This window comes from Brevundimonas subvibrioides ATCC 15264, assembly GCF_000144605.1.
In the GTDB taxonomy this organism is placed as follows: domain Bacteria; phylum Pseudomonadota; class Alphaproteobacteria; order Caulobacterales; family Caulobacteraceae; genus Brevundimonas; species Brevundimonas subvibrioides.
The window spans coordinates 194863-210909 of sequence record NC_014375.1; the positions used below are offsets into that span (position 1 = coordinate 194863).

Annotated in this window: 15 protein-coding genes; 1 reads left to right on the forward strand and 14 read right to left on the reverse strand. The window is 70.1% G+C overall.

Annotation, left to right across the window (positions count from 1 at the left end):
• Positions 1–63 precede the first annotated feature (63 nt).
• The 9 genes from BRESU_RS01095 to coaBC form a co-directional block, all read right to left on the reverse strand.
• Positions 64–786: a DUF2459 domain-containing protein gene (locus tag BRESU_RS01095; protein WP_245528581.1), complete on the reverse strand. Its 723-nt coding sequence runs from the start codon at positions 784–786 to the stop codon at positions 64–66.
• Positions 744–1241 carry a hypothetical protein gene (locus tag BRESU_RS01100; RefSeq protein WP_156796087.1) on the reverse strand — a complete coding sequence of 166 codons (498 nt, stop codon included), beginning with the start codon at positions 1239–1241 and terminating at the stop codon, positions 744–746. The genes BRESU_RS01095 and BRESU_RS01100 overlap by 43 nt, the downstream gene beginning before the upstream one ends.
• 277 nt (positions 1242–1518) lie before the next feature.
• Complete coding sequence (infB, locus tag BRESU_RS01105; RefSeq protein ID WP_013267640.1) at positions 1519–4545, reverse strand: translation initiation factor IF-2; 3027 nt, start codon at positions 4543–4545, stop codon at positions 1519–1521.
• 143 nt (positions 4546–4688) lie between these two features.
• Positions 4689–5369 (reverse strand): RNA-binding protein, encoded by a 681-nt coding sequence (locus BRESU_RS01110; RefSeq protein WP_013267641.1) that lies wholly within the window; start codon positions 5367–5369, stop codon positions 4689–4691.
• A 15-nt stretch (positions 5370–5384) separates the two neighbouring features.
• Positions 5385–7127 (reverse strand): transcription termination factor NusA, encoded by a 1743-nt coding sequence (nusA, locus tag BRESU_RS01115; protein ID WP_013267642.1) that lies wholly within the window; start codon positions 7125–7127, stop codon positions 5385–5387.
• The gene (gene rimP / locus BRESU_RS01120; protein ID WP_041761168.1) at positions 7127–7720 is read right to left on the reverse strand and encodes a ribosome maturation factor RimP; all 594 of its coding nucleotides are present in this window, start codon (positions 7718–7720) and stop codon (positions 7127–7129) included. The genes nusA and rimP overlap by 1 nt, the downstream gene beginning before the upstream one ends.
• A gap of 200 nt (positions 7721–7920) precedes the next feature.
• A complete protein-coding gene (locus BRESU_RS01125) occupies positions 7921–8289 on the reverse strand; it encodes a hypothetical protein (protein WP_013267644.1) in 369 nt (122 codons plus the stop codon).
• Between the two features lie 79 nt (positions 8290–8368).
• On the reverse strand, positions 8369–8818 hold the full coding sequence (dut, locus tag BRESU_RS01130; protein WP_013267645.1) for a dUTP diphosphatase: 450 nt from the start codon (positions 8816–8818) through the stop codon (positions 8369–8371).
• Between the two features lies 1 nt (position 8819).
• Entirely contained in the window at positions 8820–10058 is a 1239-nt protein-coding gene (coaBC, locus tag BRESU_RS01135; protein ID WP_013267646.1) for a bifunctional phosphopantothenoylcysteine decarboxylase/phosphopantothenate--cysteine ligase CoaBC, read from the reverse strand.
• 112 nt (positions 10059–10170) lie between these two features.
• Between coaBC and BRESU_RS01140 the strand changes: the two genes are divergently transcribed.
• Positions 10171–10695, forward strand: coding sequence for a hypothetical protein (locus BRESU_RS01140; protein ID WP_013267647.1), 525 nt, complete (start codon positions 10171–10173; stop codon positions 10693–10695).
• Between the two features lie 256 nt (positions 10696–10951).
• Here BRESU_RS01140 and BRESU_RS01145 read toward each other — a convergent pair whose 3' ends face one another.
• From BRESU_RS01145 to miaB, 5 genes are all read right to left on the reverse strand, one after another.
• Entirely contained in the window at positions 10952–11371 is a 420-nt protein-coding gene (locus BRESU_RS01145; protein ID WP_013267648.1) for a helix-turn-helix domain-containing protein, read from the reverse strand.
• Between the two features lie 234 nt (positions 11372–11605).
• A complete protein-coding gene (lnt, locus tag BRESU_RS01150; protein ID WP_050762442.1) occupies positions 11606–13189 on the reverse strand; it encodes an apolipoprotein N-acyltransferase in 1584 nt (527 codons plus the stop codon).
• Positions 13179–13640, reverse strand: a complete 462-nt coding sequence (gene ybeY, locus BRESU_RS01155) for an rRNA maturation RNase YbeY (RefSeq protein ID WP_013267650.1) — start codon at positions 13638–13640, stop codon at positions 13179–13181. Before ybeY ends, lnt begins: the two co-directional genes overlap by 11 nt.
• Positions 13637–14635: a PhoH family protein gene (locus BRESU_RS01160; RefSeq protein ID WP_013267651.1), complete on the reverse strand. Its 999-nt coding sequence runs from the start codon at positions 14633–14635 to the stop codon at positions 13637–13639. Before BRESU_RS01160 ends, ybeY begins: the two co-directional genes overlap by 4 nt.
• Entirely contained in the window at positions 14625–16025 is a 1401-nt protein-coding gene (miaB, locus tag BRESU_RS01165) for a tRNA (N6-isopentenyl adenosine(37)-C2)-methylthiotransferase MiaB (RefSeq protein ID WP_013267652.1), read from the reverse strand. Before miaB ends, BRESU_RS01160 begins: the two co-directional genes overlap by 11 nt.
• Positions 16026–16047: the final 22 nt, after the last annotated feature.

Consider the following 16047-nt stretch of genomic DNA (forward strand, 5'->3'; position numbering starts at 1 on the left):
GGATCCTGTTCGCCGCCGGGGATCGGACCCGGGCTCGAAAAAGCGAAGGGGCGGGGTCTAGTCCTATGGGGCGGCGGTGTCCAATTGCGCCCGGTCGATCGCGGCGATCACCTCGCCCGCCGTCTCCGAGCGTTGCGGCCGGACGGGCAGGCCGCCCGCGTTCAGCACGCGCGCGGTCCAGCTGTTGCACAGATAGCCGATCCAGAAGTGCTCGCGGCTGGCGAAGAAGTGCGCCCCGTCGCCATCCCGCGCCACCGACAGCCGGGGGCGGCCCTCGATCAGCGACAGCGATCCCTCGACCCGCCGCGTCAGCCCCGCGAACCCGTCCGGTGTCAGGCGCAGGGTGCGCCGGGCGGCGGGCGGGAACCGCCGGGACGGATCGCCCGTCTCCGGGTCCAGCATCACCACCGAGGCGTTGCCGGGCCAGAAGAAGGCGCGCAGGCCGTCGGGAATCCGCGTCTCCATCGGGCTGGTGTCAATGAAGAATTTCGAGTCTCCCCAGCCGATCAGGATCCAGTCCCCCGCTCCGATCGACCGCGACGCCTCGGCCAGCGGCCCGCCCTGCGACTCCAGCGCCGCGCGCGGGACGGCGATGTCGGTGTGAAAGCCGTTGTTCAGCACATGGACGGTCACGCCGTCGGTCCCCCCGGCCAGCGACGCCGCATCGCCGGGCAGGGTCCAGGTCCACAAGGCCGCGACCAGCCCGAGCGCCCCGGCCAGCAGGAACCCGAACGCCCGCCCCATCAGCGCGCGGCGGGCGGCGGGGTGCGCGGCGGCAGGCTCCACTCGCCCCGGTAGTCGTAGGACAGGGTCACGCAGTGCCGGAAATGGCCATCGGGCCAGCGACCGGTCGCCTGCATCGCCATCGGCCGCCCGGCCTGGACCCGTCCCAGCACCAGGAAGGTCTCGTCCGCGCCGGGGCACAGGGCCCGGGCCAGGCCGCGCCCGTCGCCCTCGGTGTCGATGGAATAGACGGTGGCCTGGGTGGCGCCGTCCGGCAGGACAGACTTCGCCCCGTCCGGCCCGCCCTTGTTGATCGTGGCCGCGCCGCGCGCGCTGGTCGAGATGATCCGGCGCACGCTGACCGCCCCGAACAGCCCGCGCTCGACCTCCAGCGTCACCCCCCGCGTCAGGGCGGTGGTGATCCGGTCAGCCGGGTTGAAGGACAGATAGCGGGTGTCCGCCGCCGCCGGGGTGGCGAGGGCGAGAAGGGTCAGAACGGCCATCAAACGGTGAAGCATGCCGTCACTTCATACCGCGACTTGCGGCGGAAGGGAGGCGGGGCGAGGGAGGATCGTCTCCTCCCCGCGCCGAAGGCGTGGGGAGGTGGCAGCGAGCCCTTAGCGAGCTGACGGAGGGGCTCTTGAAGCGCTCTCGGTCGGTGGGGCGTCAACAACCCCTCCACCCCCCGCCAAGCGGCGGGCGGTCCCCCTCCCCATTCGCCAAGCGGCGAACGGGGAGGAGACGGATACCGCGCTCAGGCAGCGAGCGCCCGCGGCGCGAGCGGTAGCGCCCTTATTACAGCGTCCGCTGGATCTCTTCGACGGTGAAGCACTCGATGTAGTCGCCGACCTTGATGTCCTGGAAGCCCTGGAAGTGCATGCCGCACTCCTGGCCCGACGGGACTTCGTTGACCTCGTCCTTGAAGCGCTTGAGCGTGGCCAGCGTGCCCAGTTCCAGCACCACGACGTCGTCGCGGATGATCCGGACCTTGGCCCCCTTGCGCACGACACCCTCGGACACCCGGCAACCGGCGATCTTGCCGGTCTTGGAGATGTCGAACACCTGCAGCACGGCCGCATTGCCCAGGAAGGTTTCGCGTTGCAGCGGTGCCAGCATGCCCGACAGCACGCCCTTCATGTCGTCCAGCAGGTCGTAGATGATCGCGTAGTAACGGATCTCCACGCCCTCGCGGTCGGCCAGGTCCTTGGCCTGTTTCGAGGCACGGACGTTGAAGCCTAGGATCGGCGCGCCGGCCGACTTGGCCAGTTGCACGTCGCTCTCGGTGATCCCACCGGCACCGGAATAGACGACCCGGGCGCGGACCTCGTCGTTGCCCATCTTCTCCAGCGAGCCCTGGATGGCCTCGCCCGAGCCCTGGACGTCGGACTTGATGAGGACCGGCAGTTCCGAGATCTTCTTGGAGCCCAGCTTGGCCATCATGTCGACCAGGCTGACCTGGTTGATGCCGCCGGTCGCCTTCTCGCGCTTGGTGCGGGCGCGGTATTCGGTCAGCTCGCGGGCGCGGGCCTCGGATTCCACCACGGCCAGCGGTTCGCCGGGCGACGGGGCCTCGTCCAGACCCAGGATCTCGACCGGGACCGACGGACCGGCTTCGGTCAGCTGTTCGTTGCGCTCGTTCAGCAGGGCGCGAACCTTGCCCCACGCGGAGCCGGCCACGACGATGTCGCCGCGACGCAGGGTGCCGCGCTTGACCAGGACGGTGGCGACCGGGCCGCGGCCCTTGTCCAGCTTGGCCTCGATGACCACGCCTTCGGCCGAGCGTTCCGGGTCGGCCTTGAGGTCCATGACCTCGGCCTGCAGCAGGATGGCCTCGATCAGGCCGTCCAGATTGGTCTTCGACTTGGCCGAGACCTCGACGATCTGGGTGTCGCCACCCAGGGCCTCGCCGATGATTTCATACTGCAGAAGCTCGTTGATGACCTTCTGCGGATCGGCGTCCGGCTTGTCGACCTTGTTGATGGCGACGATGATCGGAGCCCCGGCCGCCTTGGCGTGCTGGATGCTTTCGATCGTCTGGGGCATCACGCCGTCGTCGGCCGCCACCACCAGGATGACGATGTCGGTGACGTTGGCGCCGCGCGTCCGCATGGCGCTGAAGGCCGCGTGGCCGGGCGTGTCGAGGAAGGTCACGGCGTCGCCGCCGGGCGTGCGGACCTGATAGGCGCCGATGTGCTGGGTGATGCCGCCGGCCTCGCCCGAGGCGACGTCGGTGGTGCGCAGGGCGTCCAGCAGCGAGGTCTTGCCGTGGTCGACGTGGCCCATGATGGCCACGACCGGCGCGCGGGGCGTCGTCGCTTCCTCGTCGATGTCGTCCGACAGGAAGCCGGCCTCGACGTCGGATTCCGACACGCGGCGGACCGTCATGCCGAACTCGTCGGCCACCAGTTCGGCGGTGTCGGTGTCGATGACGTCGTTGATCTTCATCATCAGGCCCTGCTTCATCAGGAACTTGATGATGTCGACGCCGCGCACGGCCATCCGGTTGGACAGCTCCTGCACGGTGATGACGTCGGGGATGACGACTTCGCGCGGACGGTTCGGCGCGTCGGTGGAGCCACCCTTGCGCTTTTCCTTCTCGCGTTCGCGGGCCCGGCGGACCGAGGCCAGCGAGCGCATCCGCTCGGCCGTGTCGCCGTCGCCGGCCACGGACTGGATGGTCAGGCGGCCTTCACGGCGCTTGGGTTCGCCGCGCGTGCGGCTGACGGCCTTGCCGGCGTCCGAGAAACGCTTGTCGCGGTCGTCCTCCGGCTTGACCGGACGGGCGAAGCCGCCGCCGGGCGCGCGGCTGGGGCGCGAGACCTCGGCCGCGACGGGCGGGGCGTTCGGGGCGGGGCGTCCGCCGGGACCGGTGCGGGCGCCGCCGGGACGGGCCGCGCCGGGGGCCGGACGCGGGGTCAGGGCCGAATAGCGGACGGGCTCGGCCGGACGCGCGGGCGCGCCGCCGGGACGCGAGGAGGCCGGACGGTCGGAATAGGACTTCTCGCCGCCACCCATGGCTTCTTCACGGGCCGAACGCGCGCCGAAGGCCGGACGGTCGATGGGGGCGCGGGCGGGATTGGGGGCCTTGGGGACCCGCTGGCCGAAGTTGACGACCGGGCGCGCGGGCGGCGCGGGACGGACGGGCGCAGCGGGGGCGACCGGAGCGGCGGCCACCGGAGCCGGGGTCGGCTCGGGGGTCGCGACCGGGGCGGGGGCGGGAGCCGCCGGCTTGGGAGCCAGCGGGGCGCGGGCGGCCGGCTTGCCGGTCGGGGCGGGCGCGGCGGCGGTCAGCTTGGCGGCCTCGGCGCGGGCGGCCTCGGCGGCGGCGCGGGCGGCGGCGGCCTCGGCCTGGGCGGCATTGGCGGCGGCGGCGGTCGCGGCGGCCTGCTCGCGGGCGGCGGCGTCACGGCGCGCCTGTTCGGCGGCCTGGGCGGCGGCGCGTTCGGCCTGCTGGCGGGTGGCCAGTTCGATGGCGCGGCGGCGGGCTTCCTGTTCTTCGCTGGACAGGCGGCCCCCGGCGGGCTGCTGCATCTGCGGGCGCGGAGCCGGGGCCTGGGGCGCGGGGGCGTCGGTGCGGGGACGCGCGACGTCGAAGCCCTGGGTCCGCTGCTGGCCCGGCACGGCGCCGACGCGCCGCTTGGTCTCGACCACCACCGTCTTGGTGCGGCCGTGGCTGAAGCTCTGGCGCACGGTACCGGTCGAAACCGATCCCACGGCCCGCGGCTTCAGGCTCAGCGGGGCCCGCGGTCCCGTCGTCGACGGGGTTCCGGTGGGGGCCGAAGGCTGCTGGCCGTCGTTGGTCTTGTCGTTCTCGTCGCTCATCCGGTCGCTTTACTCGTGGGCGGAGAAGTCCGCCGCGTCTTAGTCAAAAGTAGCCCTGGCAAAAATCGTCTCGTCGTCTCAAACCCTGAAAACGCAAAAAGCCGTGCGGCGTCCGCCTCTCGAAAGAGGCCTGACCCCGCCCGTCAATCCGCCCGTTCAGGCTCGTCCTTCGGGTCCTCGTCCGACCCGTTCCCGTTCGCAGAACCCGGATGATCCGTGTCCCAGGCCGCGGGCCGAAGCGATCGAAATCCCGCCAGTCGTTCGACCTCGAGGGTCCAGCGATCGGCTCTGCCGCCATGCAGCAGGACGGTGTGTATCGCATTTTCCAGCCCGAGGGCCAAACTCAAATCATCGGCGCTGAAAACACCACAGACCTTGGTCGTCTGGTGCCGGGCCAAGGCCATCAGCTTTCCGCGCCCATCCGACGCACCGTCGCTGGCCTCGATCAGCCAGGCGGCCTTGCCCGAACGGATCGTCGCGGCGGATTTCTCGAAGCCTGAGATAAGCACGCCTTCGCGCCGGGCAAGCCCCATCTGGTCCAGACAGCGCCGGAACAGCAGGCTTTCGACCGTGTCGGACAGATCGGCGGCGGGCCGGAGCGGGGCCTTGGCCGAGCGCGAGAACAGGTTCTTCTTCACGGCCGTGTCGACGGAGGCGCGCGAGGCCTCCACCCACATGCCGCGGCCGGGCAGCTTGCGCCCCAGGTCGGGGGCGACGGCCCCGTCCGGGCCGGCGACGAAACGGATCAGTCGAGATTCATCCATGGCCTGGTGGGTCACCAGGTCCCGGCGCTCTCTATCGATCGTCGCGTCGCGCAGGCTCATGGACGGGGCACCGCATCACGCGTCGCGGGTCGGCTCGAGGTCGCCTTCGGCAACCTCGGCGTCGTCGGCGGCGGCTTCGGGGGCGACGTCCTCGAAGACGGCCTCGGGGTCGTACTCACCCTCGGCCAGTTCGCCCTCTTCCTCGTATTCCGGCTCCGGCGGCTGCGGCAGTTCTGACGCGTCGATCCAGCCCGCCGCGACCCGCGCCTGCAGGATCAGCAGCTCTGCGTCTTCCTGGGCCAGATTGAAGCTTTCCAGCACGCCTGGGACCTTCACCCGCTCGCCGTTCTTCATCTCGTAGCCGCCACGGATCTCGTCGGTGGCCAGGTCGGCTAGGTCCTCGACCGTCTTCACGCCGCCTTCGCCCAGAGCCACGGCGATGGCGCCGGTGACGCCCGGCACGGCCATCACGCCGTCCTCGACGCCCAGCTCGACGCGTTTGGCGTCCAGGATCGCGGCCTGACGCTCCAGGAAGTCGCGGGCACGGGCCTGCAGTTCCTCGGCGGTGTCCTCGTCGAAGCCTTCGATCTCGGCGACTTCATAGTTGTCGACGAAGGCCAGATCCTCGACCGTGGCGAAGCCTTCGGTGACCAGCAGCTGGGCGATGACCTCGTCCACGTCCAGGGCTTCCTGGAACAGGGTGGTGCGTTCGCTGAACTCGCGCTGGCGGCGCTCGGAGTCCTGGCTTTCGGTGATGATGTCGATCTGCCAGCCGGTCAGCTGGCTGGCCAGGCGCACGTTCTGGCCGCGACGGCCGATGGCCAGCGACAGCTGCTCGTCGGGCACGACCACCTCGACGCGGTCGGCCTCTTCATCGAGCACGACCTTGGAGACCTCGGCGGGGGCCAGGGCGTTGACGATGAAGGTCGGCTCGTCCGGGTTCCACTGGATGATGTCGATCTTCTCGCCCTGCAGCTCGGCGACGACCGCCTGGACCCGCGAACCGCGCATGCCGACGCAGGCGCCGACGGGATCGATGGAGGAATCGTTCGACAGCACGGCCATCTTGGCGCGCGAGCCGGCGTCGCGGGCGGCTGCGCGGATCTCGATCACGCCGTCGTAGACCTCCGGCACTTCCTGGGCGAACAGCTTGGCCATGAAGCCCGGGTGGGCGCGGCTGAGCATGATCTGCGGGCCCTTGGCCTCGGGACGGACGTCGTAGATGTAGGTGCGGATCCGGTCGCCGATGTTGAACACCTCGCGCGGGATCGACTGGTCGCGGCGCATGATGCCCTCGCCCCGGCCCAGGTCGACGATGGTGTTGCCGTATTCGACGCGCTTGACGGTGCCGTTGACGATCTCGCCGACGCGGTCCTTGAACTCTTCGTACTGGTTGGCCCGCTCGGCCTCGCGGACCTTCCCGGTGATGACCTGACGGGCCATCTGGGTCTGGACGCGGCCGAACTCGAACGGCGGAAGGTCCTCGACGTATTCCTTGCCGACCACGGCTTCCGGATCGCGCTTGGAGGCGTCGGTCAGGCGGACCATGGCCGAGTCGTTGAACTCCTCAAGCTCGTCTTCCGGCATCCAGTCGTCCTCGACGATGGTGACGTGACGGGTCAGGGCCAGTTCGCCGGTCTTGGGATCGATCCGGGCGCGGATGTCGTGGTGCGCGCCATAGCGGGACTTGGCGCCCTTCTGGATCGCCTCTTCCAGCGCCTCGATCACGATCTCCCGATCGATGTTCTTCTCCTGGGCGACCGCATTGGCGATCTGCAGAAGTTCCAGGCGATTGGCGGAAATACCGGTCACGGCCATCAGGCGTCGTCCTCAGAAGTCTTGGCGTTGTTTTGGTCTTCAGGCGTGCCTTCCGGCAGGCCGTCGTCTTCGGGTTCGCCCCGCGCGGCGCGGATCGCGGCCCCGCGCTTCAGCAGGGCGTCGTTCATGACCAGCTTGGCGTCCACCAGCCAGTCGAAGGGGATCAGGGCGGTATCGTCCTCGCCGTCCAGGTCGATGGCGATGTTGTCGCCGTCGGTCCCGGCCAGGATGCCCTTGAAGCGCTTGCGCCCCTCGATCATCCGGTCGCTTTCCAGCCGCGCCTCCAGGCCCTCGAACAGGTCGAAGTCCTTCAGCCGCGTCAGGGGTCGGTCGATACCGGGCGACGAGACCTCCAGCAGGTACTCGCCGGCGATCGGGTCCGCCGCATCCAGCACCTCGGACATGGCCCGGCTCAGGCGGGCGCACTCGCCCACGTCGATGTCGTTGTCCGACGGGCGCTCGGCCATGACCTGCAGGCGACGACGCAGCGTTCCGCCCATCAGGCGCACGCGCACGATCGAGAGACCGATCGAGTCCGCCACGGGATCGATCAGCTCCAGGATTTCGCGGTCTTCGACGGTCTTGGCGCGCAAGGGGTTCGTTTCGGGCAAAAATAAAAGCGGTCGGCCCCGACGGCCGCCGCTTTGAACGACGCCGTTGGACGCCGGTCTAACGATGTGGGACGCGATATAGACCACTCGCCCTCGAAACAAAAGGGCGCGTCTGAAAGGACGGGCGCGCACGCCCGCCCTTCTCGCGCTCAGGCAGGCCGAACGGCCGTCAGCGCCAACATTCAGTGCGCGTGCGACCGTCTGCGACCGAAGCCGCCCGTCAGCAGGGTGCGCACGAAGAAGAACACCGCGATGACGATGGCATAGCCCAGGAACAGGGCCAGACGCGTCATCCAGAAGCTCATGTCGGTCAGGTCCGGCAGGGCGAAGGCCCCGCCGTCCAGCATCGGCCGCACGGCCTCGATCAGGGTGTGGACGACCATGGCCCCGAAGGCCGCGCTCCCCAGACCGCTCCAGGCCCCCATCAGGAAGAAGGCGAAGACGCCGGCGATGACCAGGCCCAGCACCTGGTTGACGCCGTCGAAGCCGCTGTCGGCGAGCGCCAGCAGCCCCTGCAGCAGATTGCCCAGCTGGGCGAACAGCGAGTCCATGGTCGCGCTCCGGTCCGTTTCGTGCGGCCCAGCTTGGCCGTCGCGGGGTTAACGCCAGTCCGAGGCTTTGGATGCGGGCCTAGCGCCCGGTCGAGCCGAACCCGCCCGCGCCGCGCGCCGTGTCGTCCAGCGTCTTGACCTCAACGACCGTGGCCTGGGCCACGGCGGCGATGACCATCTGGGCGATCCGTTCGCCGCGCCGGATGACGAAGGGCTCCTGTCCCAGGTTGATCAGGATGACCCCGACCTCGCCGCGATAGTCGCTGTCGATCGTGCCCGGCGTATTGGGCGCGCTGATCCCGTGCTTGAGGGCCAGGCCCGAGCGCGGACGGATCTGCGCCTCCCACCCCTGATCCAGGGCGATCTTCAGCCCGGTCGGCACCAGCGCGCGCGCGCCCGGCTCCAGGGTGATCGGCGCGTCCTCGGGCACCGCGGCCCTCAGGTCCATCCCCGCCGAACCGGCGGTCTCATAGGCCGGCAGGGCCAGGCCCTCGGCATGGGGCAGGCGCAGGATACGCAGGGTGCTCACGTCAGCGGCTCTCGGTTGGTTCGGCGAAATGGTCGGCGATCCGGTCGGCCAGACGGGACGCCACCTCGGTTTTGGTCAGGCGCGGCCAGGCCTCGGCCCCGTCCCGGGTGACCAGCAGGACCGTATTGCCGTCGGCCCCGAACACAGGACCGGACACGTCGTTGCCGACGATCCAGTCGCACCCCTTGCGCGACAGCTTGGAGCGGGCATTCGCCTCCAGATCCGTGGTCTCGGCCGCGAACCCGATCACCAGCGACGGCCGCATCGGGCCCGGCGTGGCCAGACCGGCCAGGATGTCCGGGTTCTCGATCAGGCTCAGCGTCGGCGGGCCGCCGGGGGCCTTCTTGATCTTGCCGCCCGCGACCGTGTCCACCCGCCAGTCGGCGACGGCGGCGCTCAGCACCGCGATGTCGGCCGGCAGCGCCGCGGTCGTCGCCGCCTGCATGTCCAGCGCGCTCTCCACGTCCACGCGCGTCACGCCGACCGGCACCGCCAGCGCCGTGGGTCCGGACACCAGCGTCACGACGGCCCCCCGCGCGGCGAGCGCGGCCGCGATGGCATAGCCCTGTTTCCCGCTGGACCGGTTGGTCAGGCCCCGTACGGGGTCGATCGGCTCGAACGTCGGCCCGGCCGTGACCACCGCGTGCCGACCGGCCAGCGACCGGCCATCGGACCCGGCCAGCAGACCTTCGATCGCCGACAGGATCGCGGCCGGTTCGGCCATCCGTCCCGGGCCGAACTCGCCACAGGCCATCTCGCCGTCGTCGGGACCCACCACGGCCATGCCGTGAAAGCCGGGAAAGCCTTTCAGCCGCTCGACATTGGCCTGGACCGCCGGGTGCAGCCACATCCGCACGTTCATCGCCGGGGCCAGCAGGACCCGCTTGTCCGTGGCCAGCAGGGTCGTGGAGGCCAGATCGTCGGCCAGACCGTTCGCCGCCTTGCCGATCAGCCCCGCCGTCGCCGGGGCCACGACCACCAGATCGGCCCACCGCGACAGCTCGATATGGCCCATGGTCGTCTCGTCGTCGGGCAGGAACAGGCCCATCCGCACCGGATGCTCCGTCAGGGCCGCCAGCGACAGCGGCGTCACGAAGGCCGCGCCGCTGTCGGTCAGCACCGTCCGGACCTCGGCCCCCGCCTTCTTCAGCAGCCGCACCAGCTCCAGCGCCTTGTAGGCCGCGATGCCGCCGCCGACGATCAGCAGGATTTTCCGGTCGGTCAGGGCCAGGCTGGACATGGGGCCGGTCTAGCGAAGCCGGGTCATCGCGTCGAGAACCGAAAAAAAAGAACATTGCATGAACATGCAACCTGTGGCTAACATCGTTCTGCGAGTTCGGATGGAGGGTTGAATGCGGTTCAGGATCACGACGACGGCCGCTCTGGCGGCCTTGGCGGGGGCGGCGATGGCCGGACTGGCGGCGTGCGGCAACGGGGCCTCGGCGGTCGAGACGCGCGATCGCGCGGCGGATGCCGCCGAGGTGACCCTGACATCGGCCACGGGGGCACCGGCGGCCGGGGCGGCGACGGCTGACGGCCCGGGTGAACGGACGGTCCTGACCGCCAGTCGCCGCGAGACGGTCGATGCCAAGATCCAGCGCCTGTACGAACGCAACGGCGACGCCTTCGGGGCGACCTCGCCCGAGGACTTCCTGTCCAGGGTCACGGCCTTCACCACCCGCCCGCCGGCGGGCGTCGAGACGGCGACGCGGCCCAACGGCGACACCCTGCTGTACCAAGCCTCGACCAACACCTTCGCGGTGGTGGCGAAAAACGGGTCACCGCGCACGATGTTCAAGCCGGACGACGGCCCGGCCTACTGGGCCGAGCAAAAGGCGGCGGCCCCTACCTTCGGTCAGCGGCAGACCCCGGACTGAATACGCGCGAGGGTTGTCAGAAGGCCTGCGGCTCAAACGGCGACTCCCGCCCCGGCGAGCGGTGCCCCAGACTCCCGTTTAAGACGAACCGCGGAAGAGGTCGGACGGTGTCCGCCGCTCCGCCCAGGCCATGCGGCACCACGCGTCGGGCACCGGCCACGTCCCTGGCTCTATCGGTAAGACGCCGCGCGTCGAGCGTCAGCACACCGCCGTGTCTCCGGCGGCGAGGCTCTACGCGTCGGGCGGCGATGCCTGTCTAGGCGGCGTCGGCATCGGCCTTGCCGGCCATTTCGCGGATCATGTCGAGCGCCAGTTTCTGCTGGCGGCTGGACAGTTGGGGCGCGAGGCGGGCGATCTCGATCGTGTGGCGGGTCGAGGGGAAGTCGTGTTCGAAGGCGGCAGGGCCCGCGCCGTCGGCGACGCCCGGCTGTTCGTTGTTCAACCCCTGGAAGAAGTAGGCCACGTCGACCTTGAAGAAGCGCGCGATGTCCCAGAGCTTGGATGCCGAGATGCGGTTGGCACCTTTTTCGTATTTCTGGATCTGCTGAAAGGTCAGACCGAGGGCACGTCCCAGATCGCTCTGGTTGTAACCGAGACTTATGCGCTTCTCGCAAACGCGTCTGCCCACATGACGATCCACCGGATGGGGTCCATCCTCACCGACACCTCTTGCCATCTGTCGTCTGTCTTCGCCTCGATTGAAACCACCGCGCTCCATGCGCCTGTCTGTTGTAGCTGTCATTCAAATTCTGGGAAATGAGGATTCCACGATTGAATTCAGCGGGCCCTGGCGACTTTGGGACGCGCCACGGCATGATCCGGTCCGTGCGGCGCGGCCGTTCCGGCCAAGGTTGGCCCCCGGAACGGCCGGTATCCTTCGCCGAATCGAGGGTCGGGCCGGCGTTTCGGTTCAGGGACGACGCGCCCGGAGGACCCGGCCCGCCAGAGGCAGGAGACCCGCCAGAACCAGCAGCCAGAACGCCCCGTCCCCGAACCGTCCGTAGACGGTCAGTCCGGCCGGTTCCGGCAGCAGGGCATCGATGACACCGCTCTCGCCCGGATCCAGTCTCTGGCCCCCGACCACGCGGCCCCATGGATCGATCATGGCCGAGACCCCCGTCGGCGTGGCCCGCACGACGGGCAGGCCGGTTTCGATGGCGCGATAGCTGGCCAGGTTCAGGTGCTGGATCGGGCCCGAGGTGGCCCCGAACCAGGCGTCGTTGGAGACGTTGGCGATCCATTCGGGCCGCCCGGATCCCCCGGGCGTGAAGCCGGGATACAGGCTCTCGTAGCAGATCAGCGGCTGGACCCGGTCGCCGTTCGGCAGGGTGATCGGCGACGGGCGCGGTCCCGGGCTGAAATCGGCCGGCATATGCACCAGGCTGCGGATGCCCAGCGATCCCATCAGGTCGCCCAGCGGCAGGAACTCGCCGAACGGCACCAGCCGGTATTTGTCATAGACCGCCGCGACCCGGAGGCCCGCGGCCCCGACGTCCTCCAGCGCGAACAGGCTGTTGTAGTAGCGGGCCTCGCCGTCCGCCCCGGCCTCGCCGCGCGCGAACCCGGCGAGCAGGGTCTGGCCGGGACCGAGCGCCCGCGCGATCGCCGGGCCGTCCGCCGAGGCCGGGCCGAACACGTCGTTGAAGCTGGCCGGCAGGGCCCCCTCGGGCCAGACGACGATGTCCGGCTGGCGCGCGGCCGGGCGGCCGGTCAGGGCGACGTAGCGGTCGACGATCGAGCGGTAGGCCTCGGGCGTCCATTTGGATTCCTGCTGCACATCGGCCTGGACGATCCGGACCAGGGTGTCGCCCGGCTGGACCACCGCGCCCTGCAGCCGCACCGCGCCGAAGACGAGCAGGGCGACCAGCGCCACGGCGCCCCCGGCCGCGCCGATCAGCCGCGACCGCCGCGGGCCGTCGTCGACCAGCAGGCCGAAGGCGGACACCGCCGCCACCGTCACGACCCCCAGGCCATAGACGCCCACGATCGAGGCGAATTGCGATCCCGCCGATCCCGCCGCCCAGCTGGCCCCCGCCGGATTCCACGGAAAGCCGGTCAGCACATGGCCGCGCAGCCATTCGAACAGGCCGAACAGGGCGGCGAAGACCAGAACCCGGGCCACACCCGAGGGCGCGAACCGGCGATACAGGGCCGTGGCCCCGCCCCAGAACAGACCAATCCCGGCGGGCAGCAGACTGGCGGCGAAGGGGGCCATCCAGGCCTGGGCCGGATCCACGAGGAAGGCCTCGGCGACCCACCAGCAGCCGACACCGAAATAGCCGAATCCCGCCAGCCAGCCGACCCAGAAGGCCCCGCGCGTCGAGGTCGACCGCTCGGCCAGCAGCATCAGCAGCGGGTAGCCGAGCAGGCCGGGCAGGATCCCGAACGGCGGATGCGCCAGGGCGGCCGCGATCCCGGCCAGCAGCGCCAGCCCGATACGGGCGAGACGTCCGCTCAGGGCCAGGTTCAGCAGGGCTTTCGGATCAGGCGTCATGCGGCAGGGTGTATGGGTCGGCGACCCCCAGCCTGGCAAGGATGGTCCGCTCCTCGGCCTCCATCGTCTCGGCCTCGGCCTCGTCCTCGTGGTCCCGGCCCAGCAGATGCAGCACGCCGTGCACCACCAGATGCGTCAGGTGGCCGGTCAGGGTCTTGCCCTGCGCCGTCGCCTCGCCGGCACAGACGCCGTAGGCCAGGACGATGTCGCCCAGCGGCCGCGGCCCCCCGGTATCGGGCATGTCGGCGGCCGGAAAGGACAGCACATTGGTCGGCCGGTCCTTGCCCCGGAACCGCGCGTTCAGATCGCGCACCGTCGCATCGTCGGTCAGCAGCACGACCACGCCGCCGGCCTGCTCGCCCAGGGCGGCGACCGCCGCCCGCTCGACCACCGCCTCGACGTCGTCGATGGCGTCTGTCCAGTCGTCGGCCTCGACCTCGACCTCGATCAAGCGCCAGGGTCCTTGCGTTCTGGATCCTCGAGATCGGCCTTCGGCCGACCGCCCGCCGCATCGGCGTCATAGGCGCGCACGATCCGCTCGACCATGGCGTGGCGCACCACGTCCTGCGCCTCGAACTCCAGCACCCCGACCCCCTTCACGTCGCGCAGGATGCGCAAGGCGTGGGCCAGGCCGGAATCGCGCGGGTTCAGCAGGTCGATCTGCGACGGATCGCCGGTCACCACCATCCGCGCGCCCTCACCCAGCCGGGTCAGGACCATCTTCATCTGCAGCCTGGACGTGTTCTGGGCCTCATCGACGATGACGAAGGCGTGGCTCAGGGTCCGCCCGCGCATGAAGGCGATGGGGGCCGCCTCGATCTCGCCCTTGTCGCGCCGGCGCTGCACGTCCTCGGCCCCGAGGATATCGTTCAGGGCCTCCCAGATCGGAGCCAGATAGGGGTCGACCTTCTCGTTGAGGTCGCCGGGCAGGAAGCCCAGCTTCTCGCCGGCCTCGACCGCCGGGCGGGTGATGACCAGCCTGTCGACCTGCCCCCTCCGCAGGAGGGAGGCGCCGTAGGCGGCGGCCAGGAAGGTCTTGCCCGTCCCGGCCGGTCCGACGCCGAAGCTCAGTTCGTGGTTGGCCAAGATGTCCAGATAGCGGGCCTGGGCATTGGTCTTGGGCACGATCGCGCCCCGCTTGCCGACCGGCAGGGCCATGGGGTCGTTGCTGAAGCCCTTGCCCACGCCGCGCGCCTGCCCGATGCCGGCGCGCACGTCGGCCTCGTTGACCTCGGCGCCCTTCTCGGCGCGCGTGATCAGCCCGGCGATGACCGCCCTGGCATTGGCCCGGTCGCGGGCGCCGCCGTTGATGGAGACCCCGCCGCCGGGGGCCTCGATCAGCACCTTGAACGCGTCCTCGATCAGGGCGACGTGGCGGCTGTTGGGCCCGATGACGGCTCTCAGGGAGGCGTCGTCCAGCGCCAGGAATTCACTTTCACGCGCCAATCAGGCGACCTTTCAAACTGTTCTGCTGACCATGTTCGATCAGCACCGGAACGATCCGGCCCATCAGATGATCCGCGTCCTCGACGTGAACCGACTGCAGATATGGGGATCGTCCGATCGCCTGGCGACCGTTGCGGCCCTTCTTCTCGAACAGGACGTTCAGCGTCTTGCCCGCCTGGGCGACGTTGAAGGCCATCTGCTGTTCGACGATCAGCGCCTGCAGCGCATGCAGCCGGGCCAGCGCCACCTCGGGCGGGACCTGGGTCCCCATGGTCGCGGCGGGCGTCCCCGGCCGGGGCGAATACATGAAGGTGAAGGCCGAGGCGTAGCCGACCTCGCGCACCAGCCCCAGGGTTTCCTCGAAATCCCGGTCCGTCTCGCCCGGAAAGCCGACGATGAAATCGCCCGAGATGGCGATGTCGGGCCGCGCCTCGCGGATGCGGCCGATCAGGTCGATATACTTCGCCCGCCCGTGCTTGCGGTTCATCGCCCGCAGGATCCGGTCCGACCCCGACTGCACCGGCAGGTGCAGATAGGGCATCAGGGCGTCCAGCTCGCGGTGCGCCTCGATCAGGTCTTCGGACATGTCGTTGGGGTGGCTGGTCGTATAGCGGATCCGGTCCAGACCCGGTACCTCCGCCAGCGCCCGCGCCAGCTTCGCCAGGGTCCAGACCCCGTCCGGCCCCGCCCCGTCGTAGGCATTGACGTTCTGCCCCAGCAGGGTGACCTCGCGCACGCCCTGCGCCGCCAGTCCGCGCGCCTCGTCCAGCACATCGGCGACCGGCCGCGACCATTCGGCCCCGCGCGTGTAGGGCACGACGCAGAAGCTGCAGAATTTGTCGCATCCCTCCTGCACCGTCAGGAAGGCGGTCGGGCCGTCGACGCCACGCACCCCCAACAGCTCAGGGGCCATGGCGTCGAACTTCTCGTTCGGCGCAAAGTCCGCCCCGATCCGCTCGCCCCGCGCCCGTGCCGTGCGGGTCAGAAGCTCGGGCAGCTGGTGATAGGCCTGGGGGCCGACGACGATGTCGACCGCCGGCTGGCGACGCATGATCTCCTCGCCCTCGGCCTGGGCGACGCAGCCGGCCACCGCGATCGTCATCGCCCCGCCGCCCGAGGCCGCCTTGTCCAGCTTCATCAGCCGCAGCTTGCCCAGCTCCGAATAGACCTTCTCGGCCGCCTTCTCGCGGATGTGGCAGGTGTTCAGGATGACGAAGTCGGCCCCCTCGGGCGTATCGGTCGGCGCATAGCCCAGCGGGCGCAGCACATCGGCCATGCGCTCGGAGTCATAGACGTTCATCTGGCAGCCGTAGGTCTTGATGAACAGCCGCTTGGGCGCCGCAGGGGGCACGGCCGTCTCGACCATGGGCGGGACGAGGGTTTCGGTCATGGCGGGCTTATGATCGCCGATC

Coding starts and splice junctions, on each gene's coding strand:
- coaBC (WP_013267646.1), bottom strand. CDS start 10,058: ATGTCCAGCCTGGCCCTGACCGACCGGAAAATCCTGCTGATCGTCGGC.
- miaB (WP_013267652.1), bottom strand. CDS start 16,025: ATGACCGAAACCCTCGTCCCGCCCATGGTCGAGACGGCCGTGCCCCCT.
- nusA (WP_013267642.1), bottom strand. CDS start 7,127: ATGGCCGTGACCGGTATTTCCGCCAATCGCCTGGAACTTCTGCAGATC.
- BRESU_RS01145 (WP_013267648.1), bottom strand. CDS start 11,371: ATGGCAAGAGGTGTCGGTGAGGATGGACCCCATCCGGTGGATCGTCAT.
- BRESU_RS01125 (WP_013267644.1), bottom strand. CDS start 8,289: ATGGACTCGCTGTTCGCCCAGCTGGGCAATCTGCTGCAGGGGCTGCTG.
- BRESU_RS01110 (WP_013267641.1), bottom strand. CDS start 5,369: ATGAGCCTGCGCGACGCGACGATCGATAGAGAGCGCCGGGACCTGGTG.
- infB (WP_013267640.1), bottom strand. CDS start 4,545: ATGAGCGACGAGAACGACAAGACCAACGACGGCCAGCAGCCTTCGGCC.
- lnt (WP_050762442.1), bottom strand. CDS start 13,189: ATGACGCCTGATCCGAAAGCCCTGCTGAACCTGGCCCTGAGCGGACGT.
- BRESU_RS01140 (WP_013267647.1), top strand. CDS start 10,171: ATGCGGTTCAGGATCACGACGACGGCCGCTCTGGCGGCCTTGGCGGGG.
- BRESU_RS01100 (WP_156796087.1), bottom strand. CDS start 1,241: ATGCTTCACCGTTTGATGGCCGTTCTGACCCTTCTCGCCCTCGCCACC.